Annotated in this window: 19 protein-coding genes and 2 tRNA genes; 5 read left to right on the top strand and 16 right to left on the bottom strand. The window is 69.4% G+C overall.

Features of this window, described 5'->3' with window-relative positions:
• Window positions 1-30 precede the first annotated feature (30 nt).
• The gene (locus OHA77_RS31910) at window positions 31-951 is read right to left on the bottom strand and encodes a diacylglycerol/lipid kinase family protein (RefSeq protein WP_406313037.1); all 921 of its coding nucleotides are present in this window, start codon (window positions 949-951) and stop codon (window positions 31-33) included.
• Window positions 952-1,225: 274 nt separating this feature from the next.
• On the opposite strand from OHA77_RS31910, the gene OHA77_RS31905 reads away from it, so the two are divergent.
• Both OHA77_RS31905 and OHA77_RS31900 read left to right on the top strand, forming a co-directional pair.
• Entirely contained in the window at window positions 1,226-2,593 is a 1,368-nt protein-coding gene (locus tag OHA77_RS31905) for a hypothetical protein (protein ID WP_406313036.1), read from the top strand.
• Window positions 2,594-3,003: 410 nt separating this feature from the next.
• On the top strand, window positions 3,004-3,810 hold the full coding sequence (locus tag OHA77_RS31900) for an inositol monophosphatase family protein (RefSeq protein WP_406313035.1): 807 nt from the start codon (window positions 3,004-3,006) through the stop codon (window positions 3,808-3,810).
• 155 nt (window positions 3,811-3,965) lie between these two features.
• Here OHA77_RS31900 and OHA77_RS31895 read toward each other — a convergent pair.
• From OHA77_RS31895 to OHA77_RS31865, 7 genes are all read right to left on the bottom strand, one after another.
• A tRNA-Ala gene (locus OHA77_RS31895) sits at window positions 3,966-4,038 on the bottom strand.
• A gap of 19 nt (window positions 4,039-4,057) precedes the next feature.
• Window positions 4,058-5,479, bottom strand: a complete 1,422-nt coding sequence (locus OHA77_RS31890; RefSeq protein ID WP_406319907.1) for an MFS transporter — start codon at window positions 5,477-5,479, stop codon at window positions 4,058-4,060.
• A gap of 294 nt (window positions 5,480-5,773) precedes the next feature.
• The gene (locus tag OHA77_RS31885; RefSeq protein ID WP_406313034.1) at window positions 5,774-6,616 is read right to left on the bottom strand and encodes a metal-dependent hydrolase; all 843 of its coding nucleotides are present in this window, start codon (window positions 6,614-6,616) and stop codon (window positions 5,774-5,776) included.
• Between the two features lie 66 nt (window positions 6,617-6,682).
• Window positions 6,683-7,912, bottom strand: a complete 1,230-nt coding sequence (locus OHA77_RS31880) for an MFS transporter (RefSeq protein ID WP_326824505.1) — start codon at window positions 7,910-7,912, stop codon at window positions 6,683-6,685.
• Window positions 7,913-8,092: 180 nt separating this feature from the next.
• The gene (locus tag OHA77_RS31875; protein ID WP_406313033.1) at window positions 8,093-8,785 is read right to left on the bottom strand and encodes an SRPBCC family protein; all 693 of its coding nucleotides are present in this window, start codon (window positions 8,783-8,785) and stop codon (window positions 8,093-8,095) included.
• A 63-nt stretch (window positions 8,786-8,848) separates the two neighbouring features.
• A complete protein-coding gene (locus OHA77_RS31870) occupies window positions 8,849-9,229 on the bottom strand; it encodes a hypothetical protein (protein WP_326824507.1) in 381 nt (126 codons plus the stop codon).
• Window positions 9,226-9,588 (bottom strand): hypothetical protein, encoded by a 363-nt coding sequence (locus OHA77_RS31865; protein ID WP_326824508.1) that lies wholly within the window; start codon window positions 9,586-9,588, stop codon window positions 9,226-9,228. Before OHA77_RS31865 ends, OHA77_RS31870 begins: the two co-directional genes overlap by 4 nt.
• 86 nt (window positions 9,589-9,674) lie before the next feature.
• On the opposite strand from OHA77_RS31865, the gene OHA77_RS31860 reads away from it, so the two are divergent.
• Entirely contained in the window at window positions 9,675-10,190 is a 516-nt protein-coding gene (locus OHA77_RS31860) for a DUF523 domain-containing protein (RefSeq protein ID WP_406313032.1), read from the top strand.
• 127 nt (window positions 10,191-10,317) lie between these two features.
• Here OHA77_RS31860 and OHA77_RS31855 read toward each other — a convergent pair.
• The 4 genes from OHA77_RS31855 to nadD all read right to left on the bottom strand — a co-directional run bounded on the left by OHA77_RS31855 (window position 10,318) and on the right by nadD (window position 12,313).
• Window positions 10,318-10,390, bottom strand: a tRNA-Ala gene (locus OHA77_RS31855).
• A 124-nt stretch (window positions 10,391-10,514) separates the two neighbouring features.
• On the bottom strand, window positions 10,515-11,147 hold the full coding sequence (locus OHA77_RS31850) for a histidine phosphatase family protein (RefSeq protein WP_406313031.1): 633 nt from the start codon (window positions 11,145-11,147) through the stop codon (window positions 10,515-10,517).
• The gene (gene rsfS / locus OHA77_RS31845) at window positions 11,144-11,551 is read right to left on the bottom strand and encodes a ribosome silencing factor (RefSeq protein WP_184752866.1); all 408 of its coding nucleotides are present in this window, start codon (window positions 11,549-11,551) and stop codon (window positions 11,144-11,146) included. The genes OHA77_RS31850 and rsfS overlap by 4 nt, the downstream gene beginning before the upstream one ends.
• Window positions 11,552-11,692: 141 nt before the next feature.
• Complete coding sequence (gene nadD / locus OHA77_RS31840) at window positions 11,693-12,313, bottom strand: nicotinate-nucleotide adenylyltransferase (RefSeq protein ID WP_406319906.1); 621 nt, start codon at window positions 12,311-12,313, stop codon at window positions 11,693-11,695.
• A gap of 77 nt (window positions 12,314-12,390) precedes the next feature.
• Here nadD and OHA77_RS31835 point away from each other — a divergent pair, with 77 nt between their 5' ends.
• Window positions 12,391-13,416 (top strand): M48 family metallopeptidase, encoded by a 1,026-nt coding sequence (locus OHA77_RS31835; RefSeq protein ID WP_326824511.1) that lies wholly within the window; start codon window positions 12,391-12,393, stop codon window positions 13,414-13,416.
• Between the two features lie 64 nt (window positions 13,417-13,480).
• Here the strand turns inward: OHA77_RS31835 and OHA77_RS31830 are convergent, their stop codons facing one another.
• The 3 genes from OHA77_RS31830 to OHA77_RS31820 all read right to left on the bottom strand — a co-directional run bounded on the left by OHA77_RS31830 (window position 13,481) and on the right by OHA77_RS31820 (window position 16,216).
• Window positions 13,481-15,280, bottom strand: coding sequence for a protein kinase domain-containing protein (locus OHA77_RS31830; protein ID WP_406313030.1), 1,800 nt, complete (start codon window positions 15,278-15,280; stop codon window positions 13,481-13,483).
• Window positions 15,281-15,431: 151 nt separating this feature from the next.
• Window positions 15,432-16,028, bottom strand: a complete 597-nt coding sequence (locus OHA77_RS31825; RefSeq protein WP_406313029.1) for a DoxX family protein — start codon at window positions 16,026-16,028, stop codon at window positions 15,432-15,434.
• The gene (locus tag OHA77_RS31820; protein WP_326824514.1) at window positions 16,025-16,216 is read right to left on the bottom strand and encodes a hypothetical protein; all 192 of its coding nucleotides are present in this window, start codon (window positions 16,214-16,216) and stop codon (window positions 16,025-16,027) included. Before OHA77_RS31820 ends, OHA77_RS31825 begins: the two co-directional genes overlap by 4 nt.
• Before the next feature lie 274 nt (window positions 16,217-16,490).
• On the opposite strand from OHA77_RS31820, the gene OHA77_RS31815 reads away from it, so the two are divergent.
• Window positions 16,491-17,474 carry an ornithine cyclodeaminase family protein gene (locus tag OHA77_RS31815; protein ID WP_406313028.1) on the top strand — a complete coding sequence of 328 codons (984 nt, stop codon included), beginning with the start codon at window positions 16,491-16,493 and terminating at the stop codon, window positions 17,472-17,474.
• 166 nt (window positions 17,475-17,640) lie between these two features.
• Here the strand turns inward: OHA77_RS31815 and OHA77_RS31810 are convergent, their stop codons facing one another.
• The gene (locus tag OHA77_RS31810; RefSeq protein WP_406313027.1) at window positions 17,641-18,936 is read right to left on the bottom strand and encodes a glutamate-5-semialdehyde dehydrogenase; all 1,296 of its coding nucleotides are present in this window, start codon (window positions 18,934-18,936) and stop codon (window positions 17,641-17,643) included.
• Window positions 18,937-18,938 lie beyond the last annotated feature (2 nt).

Here is an 18,938-nt window from a genome sequence, read left to right as displayed (position 1 = left end):
ATCCGGGCCTCACCGCTCATGCCCCGCCGCTCAAGCCCTGCCGTCCGGGCCGGTCGTTTCGGGAACGCGGACGGTGATGCCGCCGGGCACGACTTTGGCCTTGAGCTCGGTGACGGTGTCCTTGGCGCCGCCGTCCAGCTCGTAGGTCATCGGCGCGCCCAGCTTGACGTCGATCTTGCGGGCCCGGGTCATCCGGACGAAGGGCGACTCGTCCGAGCGCCCGGAACTCATCCGGCCGAGCACCCGCGCCCACTGGATCGGCCCCTTCGCCGTGGTCACGCCGATCTCCAGCCACCCGTCGTCGGGACGCGCGTCGTCGAAGGCCTCGATACCGCCGGTGATGGTCCCGACGTTGCCCAGCAGCAGGCAGCTCGCCTCCCCCTCGAACCACTTCGCCCCGTCGAGCTTGACCTCCATGTGGACGAGCTCTCCCCGGACATGCCGGAGCCCGGTCCAGACGTACGCGGCCCGGCCCAGCCTGTCCTTCAGCCCCCGGTCGGCATCCTTGATCATTTCTGCGTCGAAGCCGAGACCCGCCATGACGGCGAAGTGCTCTCCGTTGACCTTGCCCAGGTCGAGTTTCCTGCTCTCACCGTGGAAGGCGATCTTCACGGCCTCGGGGAGATCCTCGGGGATACCGAGGTTCTGCGCGAAGAGATTGGCCGTCCCGGCGGGGAGGATCCCCACGGTCACCCCGGAGCCGGCGAGCACGTCGACGCAGCGCTGCACCATGCCGTCTCCGCCCCAGATCAGGACCAGATCGGCGCCTTCCTTGATCGCTTTACGTACCTGCTTGGGGGCCTTCTTGCTCTTGGGCACCTCGTACCAGAGCAGCTTGCCGGGCTGCTCGTCGGCGAGGAGGCTGCGCAGCTCGTCCAGCCCGCCGCCGAACGACTTCTTCTGGTGGGCGATCACCGCGACCGTGCCGGGTCCGTTCTTCTCCCGCAGCATGGACATCCTCCTGTAGCGCCACCTTGGATACAGCGACGGCTGCCCCCACACCCGGGCCGCAAACGCCGGACCGCGTCCCCCGCTCCGACGCGCCCGCCCACAGCCGGCCCGGCTGCCAGGTCCCGGCCGCGACCAGGCGGGGCAGCCGCGCCACTTGCCCGACCTGGAGTGGTAAACGCAATTTGTGCGATAGGCGTCACATCTGATGCATGCGACATCTGTCGCAAGAGAACCCGCCGGACATGGAAAGGACCGCATGCTGCCATTACGCGGTGTGACCCAAGGTGAACCGTTCACCCACCCCCAACTCCCCCAGCCTCCGCTCCGCACGACACTGCACCGGTTGATACGACGTGCGTACGGCCGGGTCCAGGCGAACGACCTGGGCGCGTTGCGGGTCGCACTGAACAACGTCGGCGTGGCCACCTACGTCCAGGGCGCCACTCCGCTGAACTACACGACCGCGGCGGCCAACGACACCCTGGAGAAATTGATCGCGGTCTTCGAGGACAAGGTCCCGTACGTCATGCAGGCGGGAGCCCGGCAGCACCAGCCTCCGGCGGGCACCGGTCTGGCGGTGCTGAAGACCATGGTGGACGAGGTGACCACCGTTTTCGACCAGGTCGCGGCGGGCAGCGCCGACGCGCACATCGTCACCGTCTTCAACCTGCCGGACAACACCAAGGTGCCGGAGATCAAGAAGACGTTCACCGAAGCCTCGAAAGGGCTGAAACGTCTCCACGACGGCCGGAGGCTCCTACTGGACAACCGCGGCGAACTGGCCATCCAAGGTGCCGGTGCGGTGACCTCACCCGAGATATCGATCCTTCCCCATACGTTCACGGACGCCCGGACCGACGACCGGGTCCGCACCCTGCTGCACGAGTCCTTCCACATCGTCAGCGAGAAGATCACGGATCACAACTACTTCGGCGCACCGGGCTTCGCGGCGGCCGACTGGCCGACCATGAGCACCAACGCCGACCACTACGCCGAGGTGGCCAGGCGCCATGCGGGCCTGAACCTGCCCGCGCCCGCACCGCTCGCCGTGCTCGACCCGCCGGCCGGCCCGGCCCTGACGCTCGCGCAGCAGACCAAGGTGCGCCAGGCGATGACGGAGGCGCAGGAGCGGCTCACCCGGGGCTGGGCCCGGTCGTTGTGGGTGTGGCAGAACATGGGATACGTGCAGCGGTACCAGAACTCCTACCTGTGGCTGGGCGCCGCGCCGGGTGAGCTGCTGCTGCGGCAGCTCATGCTGGAGTCGGAGCAGGTCTCGATGACCCTGCACTACGGGGCCGGCGGCCGCGCCACCACCCGGGCCGACGTCCCGCCGGTGCTTCCCATGATCACCGCGTACGATCTGGCGGTGCTGGAGGAGGTCCTGGCCGACCTGCACCAGCTGGTGGGGTGGGGCCGCGGGCAGCACACCGTGCACGTGCTGCCGGCCGGGGCGGCCCTGCCCGCGGGGCACGCGGCCTACCTGTGGGCCGCGGACGTGACGAACGCGGCGACACCGATGACCAACCTCGCCGACCAACTCGTCGGTCAGGCCACCCAGTCGCCGGCCAGCCCCTGGCTGCCGACCCCCGCCGCGCTCAAGACCCTGGTGGACGGCATGCGCGTCCGCTACGCCCAGATCTAAAGGAGCAAGTCCGAACTCGTCCAAGCTGCGGACGCGACGAAGGGTGTTGAAGATCCGTCTGAGGCAACCGGCCCCGACGCCCTTCGTACCGTGCCCCACGTCAGGATCGACGACGGGCGGCGGTCCGGCACCTCCGCCGGTGACGCACCCGCTCGCACGAGCCCGTCGACGACCCCATCAGCCGGGGAAACGACGAGATCCCGCCCGATCAGGTCGATCGAGTAGGATCTCGTCAACTTCCTTCAAACCGTCCCGAGAACGGCCCCTCTGCGGGATGTTCACGAGTGGATCCGACCTGGAGATGAACCGAGGATTGGTTGATCGCTTCTCAGAGCCGGATGATCGCTTCTCAGAAGGGGTGAGCCGAAGGGCCTCCACTTACGCCGCAGAGACAGGGAACCATCATCGGCATGCTTGAAGCAGATCTCTCGCTCGCCCAGAAAGCTGCTGTCGCCGGCGCCGAGGTGGGGATGCGGTACTTCGCCCGCGTTCAGGAGCTCCCCCATGAGCAGAAGGTCGACGGTTCGGTGGTGACCAAGGCGGACCTCGCCGTGGAGGAGGAGGTACGCCGCGTCCTGCTCACCGAACGGCCACGGGATGCGTTCCTTGGGGAGGAGACCGGCGAACTCGGAGACGGGAGACGCCGGTGGATCCTTGACGGCATCGACGGGACGCTGGTCTTCGTCCAAGGCGACGATCGTTGGCAGACGCTGATCGCCCTGGAGGAGGACGGCCAGGTGGTCGTCGGGGTCGCAATCGTGCCGGCGCAACGCAGGATCTGGTATGCCGCGCGCAACCAGGGCGCGTTCGTCGCTGACGTGGTGAACGGGCGGATAACCGGCCGGCGGCGCTTACAGGTCGGCGAGCCCTCCTCAGGACTGGAGGCGTGCCGAGTGGGAGTCCTCCCACCGATCGAGATGATCCCCGCACGGTATCGAGCCGAGGTGGACCGATTGGCGAATGCCGCCGTGGTGAGCGACTGGTCAGTGCACGGTGCCTTGCTGGTGGCCTCAGGCGAGCTGGATATGGCGGTTCAGGTGGGTGGGAAGGTCTGGGACTACGCACCGCTGTCGTTAATCGTCACCGAGGCCGGTGGATGCTTCAGCGGAGATCGCGGCCAGCACCATCCAGTCACCGGCACCGCGGTGTTCTCCCGTGATGAGAGGGTGCACAAGGCCGCATGCGAGGTCCTGATCAGTGATGGCACCGGGAGCTGATCTGACGACCTGACCGACCCGGGAACCGGCTCGCCCGCGGCCCAACGAGCCTTCGGACGGCCACGCCAGCCGGGAAAACGGCGAATCCCGTCCGATCAAGCTGATCGGACGGGATCTCGTCGACATCCTTCGGCCATCTCAAGAACGGCTCTCTGTGGAGCTATGGGGATTCGAACCCCAGACCTCCTCCATGCCATGGAGGCGCGCTACCAGCTGCGCCATAGCCCCTTGCGATGCAGATGAAATCTTAGCCGACGTCGGACACCCCGCGCGCCATCATTCCGGCCACGAGGGCGACGGCGGCGGAGGCCACGGCGCTCACCGTGATGATCGCGAAGGACAGGACATAGGCGTCGTGTGACGGGACGGCGGTTCCGGCAATGGTGATCGAGGTCAGCAGCGCGGCGGTGACGGCACTGGAGACACTGCCTCCGATGGCGCGGACCAGGGAGTTGATGCCGCTGGCGATGCCGGTCGAGTCCATCGGCACGTGCTGTACGGCCAGCGCGCCCAGCGCCGCGTAGGCGATCCCGAAGCCCAGCCCCTGCAACGCGTTGGCACCGATCAGGTCGAGCACCGAGGCGTTGAAGAGAGTGAACCAGCCGAATCCGGCCGCGCACAGGGCCGCGCCGAGGGCGAGGGAGCGAGCCGGGCCCAGGCGGGCGGACAACCGCCCGGCCATGAATGAGGCCCCCAGCATGGTCACGGTGCTGGGGAGCGCGTAGAGGCCGACGTCGAGGACCGATCCGCCGAAACCGTATCCCGCGGACGCCGGTGTCTGGACGAAACCGGAGACCAGGGCGAACGAGCCGAACATCGCGAAGCCCAGCAGCAACGAGGCCAGGTTGGCGGGCAGGGAACGACGGCCGACGAGCAGATGGAGCCGGACCATCGGCGCTCGGAGGCGGAGCTGGCTGAACACCCAGACCGCGCAGAACACCGCCGCACCCGTGAACAGCCCGACGACCCGCCCGGAACTCCAGCCCCAGTCGTTGCCCTTGGATATCGCCAGCAGCAGGCAGACCAGCCAGGCGGAGAGCAGTACCGCGCCGACGAGGTCGGGCCGGCCGCCGGCCCGGGCCCCGGTGTCGTGAGCGCTCAGCGCGATGAGCACGAACGCCGCCGCGGCGAGCCCCGCGGTGATCCAGAAGACCGGGTGGTGGCTGGGGGTGCGATCGGCGATGATCCCGGTAACGATCATGCCGAGGTTTCCGCCGACTCCCATGGTGGCGCTCACCACGCCGATGGCCATCATCACCCGGGTGTGCGGGAAACTGTCCCTGATCATGCCGATGGCCAGCGGGATCAGCGCCGCCGACGCGCCCTGCAGAGCTCGGCCGGCGATCAGCACCGCCAGGGAACCGGACAGGGCGCAGATCACCGAACCCAGGACGAGCAGGCCCACGGTGAACAGGATCATCCGCTTCTTGCCGTACATGTCCCCGAGACGGGACAGCAACGGCGTGGCGACCGCGCCGGCGAGCAGCGAGGCGGTGAAGACCCAGGTGACCTCCGCGACCGGCACCCCGAAGGAGACCATCAACCGGGGCAGCAGCGGGATCACCACGGTCTGCTGGACGGAGACGACCATCCCGGCGATGGAGAGCGCCAGCAGGGTCAGCCAGAGCTGCCTGCCCTGACGCACCGTACGTCGTTCGGCGACGGCCATCCCTGTCACAGCCCACCCCTTTGCCGCCGACTTCCGCTATCAGATCGTAGATCATGCGGAGAAAACGTCACCGGCCGGATCATGTCACGCCATGGCCACCGTGATGCGTCTTTCTCCTATGGCCGTTGTGCGCTCGGGAGACACCGCGGCCTGCTGACCGGAGTCGCCTGCCGGACGCCTCACTCGCGCCTGCCGGGCACACCTGGTCCAGATCGGGTTGCCGGTAGGGCGGGGCGAAACCGGAGGGGGACGCGCACGGGCGTACGGCGGCCCGGCCCGCCGCGGCGGGGACTCCTAGCCCGCGGCTGTGTGCATGGTCAGCTCGGAGCCGTCGCCGGACAGCTCCAGGGTGACGGTGAGCGCGCCGAGCTCGGAGGTGCGCGACAGGTGCGTGCCGCCGCAAGGGATGGCGACCTCGCCGCCGGGCAGGCCGCAGTGCCAGGTTCGGCGGGCGGTCAGCTCCGGGCCGGGGCTGTCGATCCAGACGGGGGCGTCCGCGGCGACCCACTCCTTGAGCCGGTCGCCGGCCCGCTGGGCGATCTCCGGCAGTTCCTCGGCCAGTCCCTCGGCGGTGAAGCCCTTGCGCCGCAGGGACTTGCCCAGGCGGTAGACGTCGCGGCTGCCGCCGGGCAGGATCCGGGAGGAGGCGATGGCCGTCTGGTCGAAGTCGGGGTGGCCGAGCGCGTCGCATGGGACCTCCTTGCGCCACCGGCCGGCCAGCGCCGCGTTGAGCGCGAGCGCGGCCAGGTGGCAGGCGGTGTGCCCGGCCGACAGCGCGTGGCGGACCGCCGCGTCCACCACCAGCTCGACCTCTCGGTCCGGCACCGGCGCGTCGGTGACGTGGACGACCAGCCAACTCCAGCCGGGGGTGCCGCGACGCACCGGGATGTCCTCGCCCAGACGGACGGTCTCCCCGCCCTCCTCCACCGCCCCGGTAACGCAGTCGACGACCGCCAGCCCGCCGATCGTCCCGGTGTCGGCGGGCTGGTCCGGCCAGGTGTGGTCCAGCGGGTGGAACGGAGTCTCGGCCACGATCGTCCCGTGCCGGTCCCCCACCGGCACGGTCCCCACGACCGCCGACCGTCCCCGAACCTCACCCTCCGGATAGCTGACCAGCGTCGATCCACCGATATCCATCCCCACATCATGCCAGTACGGCCTGCGCCGCCCCCGAAGGGGCGCAGGCCGTACCGGCAGGGAGAGTCAGCCGGCGAGGACTCGCTCGTCCTCCAGATAGCGGGAGCGGCCGGCGTACCAGCCCGTCGCGAACTGCACGCCCACCACGACGAACAGGAGCAGGAACGGCAGCGTCCAGCCGCCGGTCGACTCATGCATCACGCCGACCACCAGGGGGCCGGCGCCCGCGATGAGGTAACCGGCGCTCTGCCCGAAGGCGGACAGTGCGGCGGTGGCCTCCGGAGTGCGGGTACGCAGGGCCAGCATGGTCAGCGCGAGCGGGAAGGAGCCCATCCCGACGCCGACCAGCATCGCGAAGACCCACGCCAGATCCGCTGGGGCCAGCCAGAGACCGAGGAAGCCGACCAGGTAGAAGACCACGAACGCCGCCACCACGGGCCGCTGGTCGGAGAACTTCGAGGCGATCCAGGGCACGACCATCGAGACCGGGATGCCGATCGCGGTGAAGACGCCCAGCACCAGCCCGGCCTGGCCGGTGGTGTAGCCGCCGTCGATGAGGATCTTGGGCAGGAAGCCGAACATGATGTAGGCGACCATGCTCTGCGTGCCGAAGTACGCGGCGACCGCCCAGGCGAGCTTGCTCCGGACCAGGGCCCGGGGCCCGAGATCCCTGCTGCCCGTGTCCCGCTCCGGCTCACTGCGCAACAGCGCAAGCCACGGAATGGCGGCGACAGCGGCCAGCGCCGCCCACACCCCGAGGGCAACATGCCAGTTGCCGTCGGTGGCCCGCTCGATCGGCACGGTCGCGGCGGCCGCGAGCATCGTGCCCACTGCGAGAGCGGTGGTGTAGACGGTGGTCATGGTCCCGGCCCGGGCCGGGAAGTGGCGCTTGATCAGGGTCGGGATGAGCACGTTGCCCACCGCACCTCCGGACAGCGCCAGGGCACTGCTGAACAGGAACACCCCCGCGGAACCCACCATCGCCCGGATCAGCAGGCCCGCGCCGAGAGTGATCAAGGCGAACAGCAGCAACCGGTGCTCGCCGACCTTCCTGGCCAGCGTCGGCGTCACCGCACCGACCGAAGCGAAAATGAGAACGGGTAGCGTGGTGAGAAGCCCGACGCCCACCCCCGACATGCCCAGACCGGACCTGATCTGGTCGAGGACCGGCCCCACGCTGGTGACGGCGGTGCGCAGGTTGAGCGCGGCGAGGACGATGCCCGCCACGAGCAACCAGGCCAGGGAGCCCGTCGTCTTACCGGTGCGGCCCCGCGTCTCCTGGGTTAGCACGGTCATAGGGGTGTCAGTCCTCCTTCAGTCCGGTCGCCCAATCGTAGGATGATTGGGCGACCGCAACTGTAACAGGAGGGCAATGCCGTTCTGTTCCCGCCCTCACGAAGCCCTGACATCATGCAAGCCGGGCCACGCCTCTCCTTACATGGCGTGACCCGGCTTTTTCGACGTCAGACGCGGCCGTCAGATGAGCGGCCCCGGCGCCGGCGGCGACTCCTCGCCCGGCCGGCGCCCGGCCGGCGGCAGCGGGCCGCTACCGGGCGGCGGCAGCGGGCTCTCCGGCGGATACTCCCCGCCGACCGTACGCGGGGGCGCCGGCTCGTCGAGACCGTAGCCGCTCCCCGTCCCGCCGAAGGGACGCTCGGCCCCGCCCAGGCCTCCACCGCCCGCACCCGCGCCCGGACCGTCCGCACCGCGGTCCTGCGGACCGGGCACGTCGCCGCGCCAGGCTCCGGTCTCACCGCCGCGCGACTCGATGAACGTCTTGAAACGCTCCAGGTCGCCGCGGACGCGCAGGCGGACCAACTGCAGCCAGTCCCCGACGGTCTCGACGACGCCCTCGGGCTCGTACTCCAGTTGGAGCGTGACCCGCGTGGTCTCGGGGCCGAGGTGGTGGAAGGTCACCACTCCGGCCTGGTGCGGCCGGTCGATGGACTTCCAGGCGACCCGCTCGTCCGGGTGCTGCTCGGTGATCTCGGCTTCGAACTCGCGACGGACTCCGGCGATCTCGGCGACCCAGGCAGTACGGGTGTCACTCAGTTGCTTGACCGACTCGACGCCTTCCATGAATTCGGGAAAGCTCTCGAACTGGGTCCACTGGTTGTACACCGTCCGGATCGGGATGTTCACATCGACGGACTGTTCGATGGTGCTCAAAACTCTGCCTCCCTCTCTCTGCGGGTTCGGGGAGCAGACCTGCCCGTGAGCCTCCGGCCCTAACTAGCGACGGCGCAAAAGCCAGTAAAGACCGAGGATCGGCAGCACCAGCGGGATGAACACGTAACCCCTGCCGTAGCCGGACCACACGGTGGCGTGCGGGAACGCCCCGGGGTCGACCATGCTCAGGGTGCCGACGACGAGCACCCCGGCCAGCTCTATGCCGCAGGCGGTCAGCGCCAGCCGCCGGTTTCCCCGCGCCAGTGCCACGGTGAGCACGATGTACACCACCGCGGCGAAGGCCGAGAGCGCGTAGGCCAGCGGAGCCTCACCGAACCGCGTCGCGATCTGCACGCCGGCACGCGCACCGGCGGCGAGGGCGAACACTCCGTATATCGCGACCAGTGCCCGTCCCGGCCCGCTGCCGATCGCCGGCTCGCTCATGCCGCCCCCTGCCAGATCTGCAACAGCCGCCCGACCATGACACAGACCGTGAAGCCCGCCACCGCGATCACGGCCGGTCCCCAGCGGGAGCGTTCACCGACCCCCCAGAAGGCCGCGGCCGGCGGGATCACCAGGGTGCCCGCGAGATAGCCGATGAAGGTCGCCATCTCATCCGGTCGCTCCCCCCGGACCAGCCCGGCGATCGCGAACCCGGCCTGGACCAGCAGGCCGACCTCCAGCACCCCGAGCACCACGAGGAGGACCGTTCCCATCGGCCTGTTACGGGCGGTGGTCACCAGGCTGATCGCCACGACCACCAGGGAGAGAACGATCACACCGGTCGCGAGCGGGCCGATCATCGAGACATCACCGGGACAACGGACATGAGCAGTAGGGTACTGCCCGCCCACCTCGCCCTCCCTTCCGCGGCACGTAGGCTGAGACCGTGGAGAAGATCATGGTCAGCGCCTGCCTGATGGGGAGGAAGGTCCGTTACGACGGAGCCGCCAAAACGAGCGGCGACGCACTGCTGGCCACCTGGCGGCAGGAGGGCCGCCTCGTCCCGTTCTGCCCGGAAGTCGAGGGTGGACTGCCCGTCCCCCGCCCGGCCGCCGAGATCGAGGGCGGCGCCGGTGGCGCGGCCGTGCTCGCCGGGACCGCCCGGGTGCTGGCCGCCGACGGGACCGACGTCACGCGGGCCTTCCTGTCCGGCGCCTGGGCGGCGCTCGCCACCGCCCAGTCCCTCGGCATCAGGGTGGCGATCCTGAAGGAGGGTAGCCCCTCCTGCGGAAGCCTGACCGTCTACGACGGCACCTTCGCCGGTCTCCGCCTGCCCGGCAGCGGCGTCACCACCGCGCTGCTCGAACGGCACGGCATCTCGGTGTTCGGCGAGGACCGCATCTCCGCCGCCGGGGTACGGCTCCGCGAACTCGAAGGAGATCGACTTCCTCCCCGGGGCTGAAGCCCGATGCCCCGGTACGGCGCCGCCGGCGGTGCGGCCCGCTGAAAAAGCAAAATCCCGCCCGATCAGAACGATCAGGCGGGATCCCGTCAGCCGCTCCCCAGCCAGCTCAGGAACGGTCTTGCTGTGGAGCTATGGGGATTCGAACCCCAGACCTCCTCCATGCCATGGAGGCGCGCTACCAGCTGCGCCATAGCCCCTGGTCACCGCTTCGAGTGCTCTCTCTGCGGCGCTCCGGAAGCATATAGGGACATCGACATGTTCACCTAATCGACGGCCGTACGGCTCGCGCCCGCCATTTCGAGCGCAAGCCGTGCCACCAGATCAGTCTTCCGTGGCCTCGGGACTGTCGTCGCTCTGGACCGGCTCGGGAAGCGTTCCGGCGTTGTGCTCAAGCAGGCGCCAGCCCTTACGCCCCTCCTCCAGCACCGACCAGGAGCAGTTTCCCAGTCCTCCCAGAGCGGGCCAGAGCTCCTCCGGAAGGCCCATCAGCCTGGCGATGCCGAGCCGGATCGCCGCCCCGTGGGAGGCGACCACCAGCAGGCCGTCGGAGTCGAGCTCGGCCGCCCAGCGGCGGATCGACGTCGACACCCTCTCGGCCACCTCGGCGACCTGCTCGCCGCCCGGAGCCTCCCAGGAGACGAACTCGCGGGGCCATCCGGCGGAGATCTCCTCACGGGTGAGGCCCTCCCACTCGCCGCCCCCGCGCTCACGCAGGTCCTTGTCCACGGTCACGTCAAGGCCGGCGACGCGGCCGAGCGCCGAGGCGGTGACCAGTGCCCGCTGCAGGTCGGAAGAGACGATCATGCTGGGGCGGAGCGAGGCCAGCAACGAGGCGGCACGGGCCGCCTGTGCCACACCGGTCTCGTCCAGCGGAATATCGCTGTGGCCCTGGAAACGGTGTTCGACGTTCCACAGGGTCTGCCCATGCCTCAGGCAGATGACACGGCGACTCACTCAGTTACCGCCTCGCGGGCACGCTGGGCGGCGGCCTGCCGCACGCTGTCCGGCAGGGAGATGGAAGGACAGTCCTTCCACAGCCGCTCAAGAGCGTAGAAGGTGCGGTCCTCCTCGTGCTGGACGTGCACGACGATGTCGATGTAGTCCAGGAGAACCCAGCGGCCCTCACGCTCCCCCTCACGGCGGACGGGCTTGGCGTCGGCCTCGATCCGCAGCCGGTCTTCGATTTCATCGACGATGGCACGGACCTGGCGGTCGTTGGTGGCGGAGCAGAGCACGAACGCGTCGGTGATGACGAGCTGCTCGCTCACGTCGTAGGCAAGGATGTCGTCGGCCAGCTTGTCCGCCGCGGCCTCGGCGGCAAGCCTGACGAGCTGTACGGATCTGTCGGTTGCGGTCACGGTGTCGGTTAGTCCTCCTGTAGTCGGCGCTGTCACCTATCAGAATGCCCGTTCGGGCACCTCTTGAAGAGGTGCCGTATAGGTATACAACGCCTGTCGTGTGCCACCCGATTCCATGCCGCAGACGGATCAGCGACCCGATCAGGGGCTCACGGAGCGGTAAAGACCGCGCTTGTTGATGTACTGAACGATACCGTCAGGCACCAGATACCAGATCGGCCGTCCGGTGACCACCCGCTCCCGGCATTCCGAGGACGAAATGGACAGTGCCGGGATCTCCACCAGGCTGACCCTGCCCTCCGGCAGCCCCGGATCGTGCAGAGGATGTCCGGGCCGGGTGGCGCCGACGAAATGGGCGATGGTGAACAGTTCGTCGACGTCGCGCCAGCTCAGAATCTGGGCGAGGGCGTCGGCTCCGGTGATGAAGTACAGCTCGACGTCCGGACCCCAGGCCGTGGCGATGTCGCGCAGGGTGTCGATGGTGAAGGTCGGACCCGGACGGTCGATGTCCACCCGGCTGACCGAGAAACGCGGGTTGGAGGCGGTCGCGATGACCGTCATCAGATAGCGGTCCTCGGGCGCGGACACCGTCTTGTCGGCCTTCTGCCATGGGCGTCCGGTCGGCACGAAGACCACCTCGTCAAGGTCGAAGTGGTGGGCGACCTCGCTGGCGGCGACCAGGTGCCCGTGGTGGATCGGGTCGAAAGTGCCGCCCATGACGCCCAGTCGTCGCTTCCCATGACCGGTAGGCGCGTTCATCATCACGAAAGGACCATACGCGTAAGCCGTGCGGGGGGTTTTGGCCACCCCCCGCGCGTGCCCGACAGACCCGACGTAGCATGCCGGTCATGACCACCACCCCGGATCGCAACCGCGTGCAGCTTCCCGGAATCAGCTCACGCGCCTACGAACATCCCACTGACCGGTCCGCGCTGGTCGCCCTGCGCTCGCTCAGCGGATTCGACACGGTGCTCAAGCAGATGTCCGGACTGATCAGCGAGCGCCGTCTGCGCCTGATCTATCTCGCCTCGGCCGTACGCACCAGCGACACCCAGTTCCGCGTCCTGCACGACATGGGCCGCGACGCCGCCTACACACTCGATCTCCACCGCATTCCGGAGATCTACGTCCAGCAGAACCCGCTGGCCCAGGCGAAGGCGATCGGCTTCGACGACCCGTTCATCGTCGTCTCCACCGGCCTGCTCGACCTGATGGACTCAGAGGAGCAGCGTTTCGTCATCGGGCACGAGACCGCGCACATCCTCTCCGGCCACGCCGTCTACCGCACCATGCTGGACATCCTCACCCGCCTGGCCACCCGGGTGGCCTGGATCCCGCTCGGCTACATCGGCCTGCGCGCGATCGTCGCCGGTCTGGAGGAGTGGCATCGCAAGTCCGAGCTCTCCGCCGACCGTGGTGGCCTGCTCTGCGGCCAGGACCCCGATGCCGCCCTGCGGGCGCTGATGAAGCTCGCCGGGGGGTCGCGCCTGCATGAGATGAACATCGAGGCCTTCCTCGACCAGGCACGGGAGTACGACACGGCGGGCGACGTCCGCGACGGCCTGCTCAAGGTTCTCAACCTGCTCGGCACCACCCATCCGTTCGCGGTCTCCCGGGTGGCCGAGCTGGACAAGTGGCGGCGCAGCGGCGAGTACGACACGATCATCGGTGGCGCCTATCCCCACCGCGCCGACGACGCGAACGCCAAGATCTCCGAAGAGGTCCGAGCCGCCGCCAGTTCCTACCGCGAGTCCTGGTCACAGTCCCAGGACCCCTTCATCGGCGTCCTGCGCGACGTGGCCGAGGGTGCGGTCAACGCCGGAGAGCGCATCTTCAACCGCTTCTCCCGCCGTGACGGTAACTAGACGCAACCCACGAAAAGGTCCAGAAGACCATCTTCTGGACCTTTCTGGCGACAGGCCGGCAGCCTCAGATCAGGAGAGCGATCGCACGTACGGCTGCCGCGCACAGGGCGACGAATCCGCCCAGCACGGCGAGTGCCCGCAGGCCCTCCTTGCGGAGTTCAGGGATCTCGGAGCTGATCCGCTCGACCTCACGCCCGATGATCCCGCCGCAGACGACCCCGAACACGATGCCGGCGGCGGCGACAGGCGCGGGGCGCAGCCACCACTCCGGTGGTAGGGATCCACCGAGGATCAGCCACAGCACACCGCCTGCGAGCCCCGCCGCCGGCAGTCCCGGCCAGGCCAGCGCGGCCAGCAACGACACCAGGAAGGTCAACGGGAAGCTCACGACCCGCAGGGCGCCGCGGACCCTGGCCGACGCGTGCTTCCTGACCAGCCAGTGCCCGACCCAGACCGTACGGGCCAGCACGGCGAAGACGCCGGTGACGGCGAAGGTGGCCAGCGGCCACAGCAGGGTGGCCACCACGCACGGCACGGACAGCACGGCCAGCAGGATCAGCGCCGCGCTCCCCGCGGGCAACGGTCCCGCCCGGCCGCCCGTCGCGGCCCCCGCGCCCTTCGCCTGCCGCCTCTTGGACACCTTCCGGACGGACTTGGCCCCCGCCCCCGCCCCCGCCGCGCCGGATCCCGGCCGGGCTCCCCGGGCCGGCTCGCCTGCCCCGGAGGCCGGTCGCCCACCGCGCGTGCCACCGTCCGTCCCGGTGGCGGATCGCCCCGCCCGTACGGCACCGTCGGTCCCGGCCGCGGTCCGCCCCGGCCGCGGCGGCTCACCGGCCAGGGTGGCAGCCGCCCGGCCGCTGCGGGACGTCCCGTCTCCACCGGCGGCCGGACGCGTCACGCGTTCGACCGCGGACGGCTTGGCAGCCGACCGGCCGCCCTTCGACGCCTCGTCCCCCGCCTCACCCCTGGCCCCGGCCCTGGCCCGCGCCTCCGGCTTCTTCGCGGCACCGGAGCCGGCCCGCTCCGCGAGCAGCCGGCCCGTCTTCGGCGGTGCCGGATCGGAGGCGGCGGCTCGGGCGAGACGGGTGAGGCGGGCGGCGAGGAGAGCCGCAGTGGGACGTTTGGCCGCCTCGCGATGGAGAGCGGCCCGGATCAGCGGGAGCAGGGATACCGGAATGCCCGTGAGATCGGCCTGACCGTTGAGGATGGCGTACATCTGCGCCTCAGCCGTACCGCGGCCGAACGTGGGACGACCGGTCGCGGCGAAGGCGACCGTGGCCGCCCACGCGTGCACGTCGGCGGGCTCGCCCACCGGCTCGTCCACGAAGAGCTCGGGAGCGGCGTAACTCGGCGTGCCGAGGAAGGTGCCGGTCATGGTGAGCCGGGTGGCGTCCAGGACCTGGGCGATGCCGAAGTCGATCAGGACAGGTTCGTCCTCGGCGTTGACCAGCACGTTGGCGGGCTTGAGGTCGCGATGGACGACCCCGGCGGCATGGATGATCGACAGGGCGGTGGCCAGTCCCTGGGCGAGGGTGACCAGAGCGGTCCCCTGGAGCGGTCCGTCGCGTCGCACGCGTTCGAGGAGAGTGTCTCCCTCGATGTGCTCCATGACCAGATAAGGCCGTTCGCACGCGAGATCGGCGTCGACGACACGCGCGACATAGGGGCTCTCGACCCTGCGGAGGGCCCGGACCTCACGCTCGAGCCGTATCCGGGCCTCCGAGTCGGCGTCGACGGCGTCATGGAGCATCTTGAGCGCGACGCCCTCACCTCGGCGGTTGGTGGCGAGATAGACATCCCCCATGCCGCCCCGTCCGAGGCGCTCCACCAACGTGTAGGAGCCGACGCGCCCGAGACGACCCACGTGACCTCCTGCGTCGGCCACATGGTCCAAGACCGCTGTGCCTATCGGGTTGCTCGCTCCCGCTCGCTTCCCTGCTCTCCAGCCATAGGAGACAACACCATAGCGGGCAGGTGTGACGAATTTCCGACGGCGCGCCGTACTCGCGGAAACATCAGCGTGACCGGCGTCCGGCGTCAGGCGGCTCGGGGCGGGTGCCCTCCGGTCCGATCGGCGGCTGCGGCTGAGTCGTGACCGCCGCGGCCGGTGGCGGCTGGGCCGCGCTCTGCGGACTCCGCGTCGCGGACTCGTCCTCGATGGGCGGTACGTACGCCGGCGCGTTCTCGCGGTCCCGGCGGCGCTGCCTGCGCCGGCCGAAGATGAGGTGGTCCAGGCTGATCCGGCCCGCGCCTGCGGCGGCCAGCAGCAGCGCGGCCGAGCCCAGTGCCCCGACCAGTTCGAACCCGCCCTCCGAGATGAACACGCCCTTGCGGGAGTGCACGAAGATGAACGCGCCGATCATGTCCACGGCGATCAGAAGACCGACGAGTGGGGTCAGCAGCCCCAGGATCAGCAGGATTCCCCCACCCAGTTCGACGGCCATGGCGAAACCGGCGGATATGCGGGGCATGGGCACACCCGTCGAGGCGAACATGGCGGCGGTGCCGTCCAGGCCCCCGTTGCGGATCTTCTGCCACCCGTGCGCGATGAGGATGACGCCGAGGACGATCCGCGCGATCAGCGCCGCCAGGTCGTACAGGGACCGCCTCATGACCGGCGCTCACGATCACGGAGCGGGCCGCCCAGCAGTGTGTCCAGCCCGGCGGTGGGCTCGGCCGACAGGGTCCGGCGGCGGGTGCGCCGCCAGCTCACATGTCCCCGCGACTCCAGCCAGAGCATCAGCCGATCGAAGCTGAACAACATAAGCGCGACAAGCAGGAACGTGATCACTATTTCCATGAAGCCCAGTCAAACCACAGAGGACCACCATTACATGGAGCGACACGCCGATACCCAGAGTAACCATCAAGGGGTGTGCCTCATCGGCCGCTCACGCCAGGGCGGCTCTCCTAGGACGAGTACGTCCTCAGTCGTCGGGGTGCGGGAACGACGAAGGGTGTTGACGATCGAGGTGTGCCGAACGACCTCAACACCCTTCTCACCGCCTGTATGTGGAGATCGACGACGAGACTCAGATCGGACTGATCCGCATCGAGCTGAAAGCATCATCCGCATGACTCGGATCCTCGCCCACCATGACTTGATCGCCCTACTCGACCCGAACGCCTGCATCGAGGCTTTGCGCGATGGCTTCACCCGAAGCGATGCCGTGGCCATCCCGGGGCAGCGTATCCGTACCGACCTGCCGTTCCCGGGCACCGCCACCGCACTGATCCCGGGACTGCTGCCCGGGATCGACGCCTACACGGTGAAGGTCAACGCCAAGTTCCCCGGAGCTCGGCCCGCTCTGCGCGGGGTCATCTGCCTGCACAGTGGCCAGGACGGCGAGCTGCTCGCACTGCTCGATTCGGCGACCATCACCGCTTGGCGCACCGGCCTGGCCGCGGCGCTCGGCACCCACGTCCTGGCCGCCGACGCAGGGGAAAGTGCCGTCCTCGGTGTCATCGGCGCGGGGGCCCAAGCCGAGCTGATGGTTCTCGGCCTGCGGCGGCTTCGTCGCGTGAGCGGACTGGTCGTGTACGACGTCGACCCGGCCCGCGCGGTTTCCTTCGCCACCCGCCACGGCGGCCACAGCGTCGGCTCGGCTGCCGAGGTCGCCGCCCGCGCCGACATCGTCTTGCTCGCTACGTGGTCGCGCACCCCGCTGCTCCACCTCGCCGACACCCGGCCAGGGCAGCACATCACCAGCCTGGGCGCCGATGAACCCGGCAAGCAGGAACTCGCCCGCGACGTGCTGGAGACCGCCCTGCTCGCCGTCGACGACCGGTCGCTCGCTGCCGCCATGGGCGTGCTCGCCGCGGCCGGACTTCCAGCGGAGGCCGCTCATGCCACTCTCGGCGAGATCTTGCGCGGGGAGTGTCCCGGCCGCACCGATCCCGGCCAGCGCACCGTCTACGCCCCCGTGGGGCTGCCGTGGCAGGACCTCGTCCTGGCCTGGCTCGCCTACCAGCAAGCCGAGCGTCGCGGTCTCGGTCTTGAGGTTGACCTCCTCGGCTCCTCATCCAGGTCAGTGTCGCCCGGGAAAAACCAGAGGTAGGTCCTGTCGGGTCAGTGGTCGTAGGCGATCAGTGATCGGGTGATGGACTGGCCGGTGGCGCGGTTGTGCCAGATCGCGGCGGTCAGCGCGAGGACGCGCTGGGCGACGCGGGCGGCGACGCCGCAACGGATCTCCGCACTCGTTCTGACCTTTAGGACGTACTCGTCTAGCCGCGGTCCCCGTCACCGGCCCTGGAGGCGATGACCGTACCCGCGCCGGTGCGCAGCTGCCCCTCTCCGGTGTAGACCCACTTGGTGGAGGTCAGCTCGGGGAGGCCCATGGGGCCGCGCGCGTGCAGCTTCTGGGTGGAGATGCCGATCTCGGCACCGAAGCCGAACTCACTGCCGTCGGTGAACCTGGTCGAGGCGTTGACCGCCACGGCGGCGGAGTCGACCAGGGCGACGAACCTGCGGGACGCGGTGACCGAGCGGGTGACGATCGCGTCGGTGTGGCCCGAGCCGTACTTCCTGATGTGCGCGACCGCGTCCTCCAGCGAGTCGACCACGGCGGCGGCGATGTCCAGCGAGAGGTACTCCTCGCGGAAGTCCTCCTCGCCTGCCGGCACCACGTCGCCGTAGCCCGAGATCCGGGCGTCTCCGTGCACTGTCACCCCCTCCTCGGCCAGGGCGGCCAGGGCGCGCGGCACGAAGGCGTCGGCCACGGCGGCATGCACCAGGAACGTCTCGGCGGCGTTGCACACCGAAGGCCGCTGGATCTTGGAGTTGAGCAGAATCGCGATCGCGAGGTCGATATCGGCGTCGGCGTCGACGTAGACGTGGCAGTTGCCCACCCCGGTCTCGATGACCGGGACCGTGGACTCCTCGACCACCGAGTCGATCAGAGATGCGCCTCCGCGCGGGATCAGCACGTCCACCAGGCCACGAGCCCGCATGAGCTCCTTGACCGAGTCGCGGGTCTGGCCGGGGACCAGCTGCACCGCTCCCGCCGGGACTTCCGTACCCGCCAGCGCGTCCTGCATGATCCTGACGAGGACCGTGTTCGACTCGTAGGCGCTGGACGATCCCCGCAGCAGGGTGGCGTTGCCGCTCTTCAGGCAGAGCGCGGCCGCGTCCACGGTCACATTGGGACGGCCCTCGTAGATGATGCCGATCACGCCGAGCGGCACCCGGAGCTGACGCAGCTCCAGGCCGTTGGGCAGCGTGTTGCCCCGGATCACCTCGCCCACCGGATCGGGCAGGTCGGCGACCTGGCGGACCGCCTCGGCGATCGCCCCGACCCGGTCCTCGTCGAGCCGGAGCCGGTCGATCATGTATGCGGAGACGCCGTTCTGCCGGGCCTTCTCCACGTCCAGCGCGTTGGCCGTGACGATCTCAGCCGATCGGGCCACCAGTGCGTCGGCGATCACCCGGAGCGCGATGTCCTTCGGAGCCCTCGGCAGCGGGGCCAGCTCGGCGGCGGCCTCTTTAGCCGCCCGGGCTACTTTCAGGAAGTCCTCGGACATCT

The sequence above is a fragment of the Streptosporangium sp. NBC_01639 genome, assembly GCF_045209755.1.
In the GTDB taxonomy this organism is placed as follows: domain Bacteria; phylum Actinomycetota; class Actinomycetes; order Streptosporangiales; family Streptosporangiaceae; genus Streptosporangium.
This window is presented reverse-complemented; position numbering and strand designations above follow the sequence as displayed.

What these genes read in the sequence shown, in the direction of transcription:
- OHA77_RS31810 (WP_406313027.1), bottom strand. Translation starts at nt 18,936, where the DNA reads ATGTCCGAGGACTTCCTGAAAGTAGCCCGGGCGGCTAAAGAGGCCGCC.
- OHA77_RS31865 (WP_326824508.1), bottom strand. Translation starts at nt 9,588, where the DNA reads ATGATCGGCCCGCTCGCGACCGGTGTGATCGTTCTCTCCCTGGTGGTC.
- OHA77_RS31835 (WP_326824511.1), top strand. Translation starts at nt 12,391, where the DNA reads ATGCCGGTCATGACCACCACCCCGGATCGCAACCGCGTGCAGCTTCCC.
- OHA77_RS31890 (WP_406319907.1), bottom strand. Translation starts at nt 5,479, where the DNA reads ATGGCCGTCGCCGAACGACGTACGGTGCGTCAGGGCAGGCAGCTCTGG.
- OHA77_RS31815 (WP_406313028.1), top strand. Translation starts at nt 16,491, where the DNA reads ATGACTCGGATCCTCGCCCACCATGACTTGATCGCCCTACTCGACCCG.
- OHA77_RS31910 (WP_406313037.1), bottom strand. Translation starts at nt 951, where the DNA reads ATGCTGCGGGAGAAGAACGGACCCGGCACGGTCGCGGTGATCGCCCAC.
- OHA77_RS31885 (WP_406313034.1), bottom strand. Translation starts at nt 6,616, where the DNA reads ATGGATATCGGTGGATCGACGCTGGTCAGCTATCCGGAGGGTGAGGTT.
- OHA77_RS31820 (WP_326824514.1), bottom strand. Translation starts at nt 16,216, where the DNA reads ATGGAAATAGTGATCACGTTCCTGCTTGTCGCGCTTATGTTGTTCAGC.
- OHA77_RS31825 (WP_406313029.1), bottom strand. Translation starts at nt 16,028, where the DNA reads ATGAGGCGGTCCCTGTACGACCTGGCGGCGCTGATCGCGCGGATCGTC.
- OHA77_RS31870 (WP_326824507.1), bottom strand. Translation starts at nt 9,229, where the DNA reads ATGAGCGAGCCGGCGATCGGCAGCGGGCCGGGACGGGCACTGGTCGCG.
- OHA77_RS31880 (WP_326824505.1), bottom strand. Translation starts at nt 7,912, where the DNA reads ATGACCGTGCTAACCCAGGAGACGCGGGGCCGCACCGGTAAGACGACG.
- OHA77_RS31900 (WP_406313035.1), top strand. Translation starts at nt 3,004, where the DNA reads ATGCTTGAAGCAGATCTCTCGCTCGCCCAGAAAGCTGCTGTCGCCGGC.
- nadD (WP_406319906.1), bottom strand. Translation starts at nt 12,313, where the DNA reads ATGATGAACGCGCCTACCGGTCATGGGAAGCGACGACTGGGCGTCATG.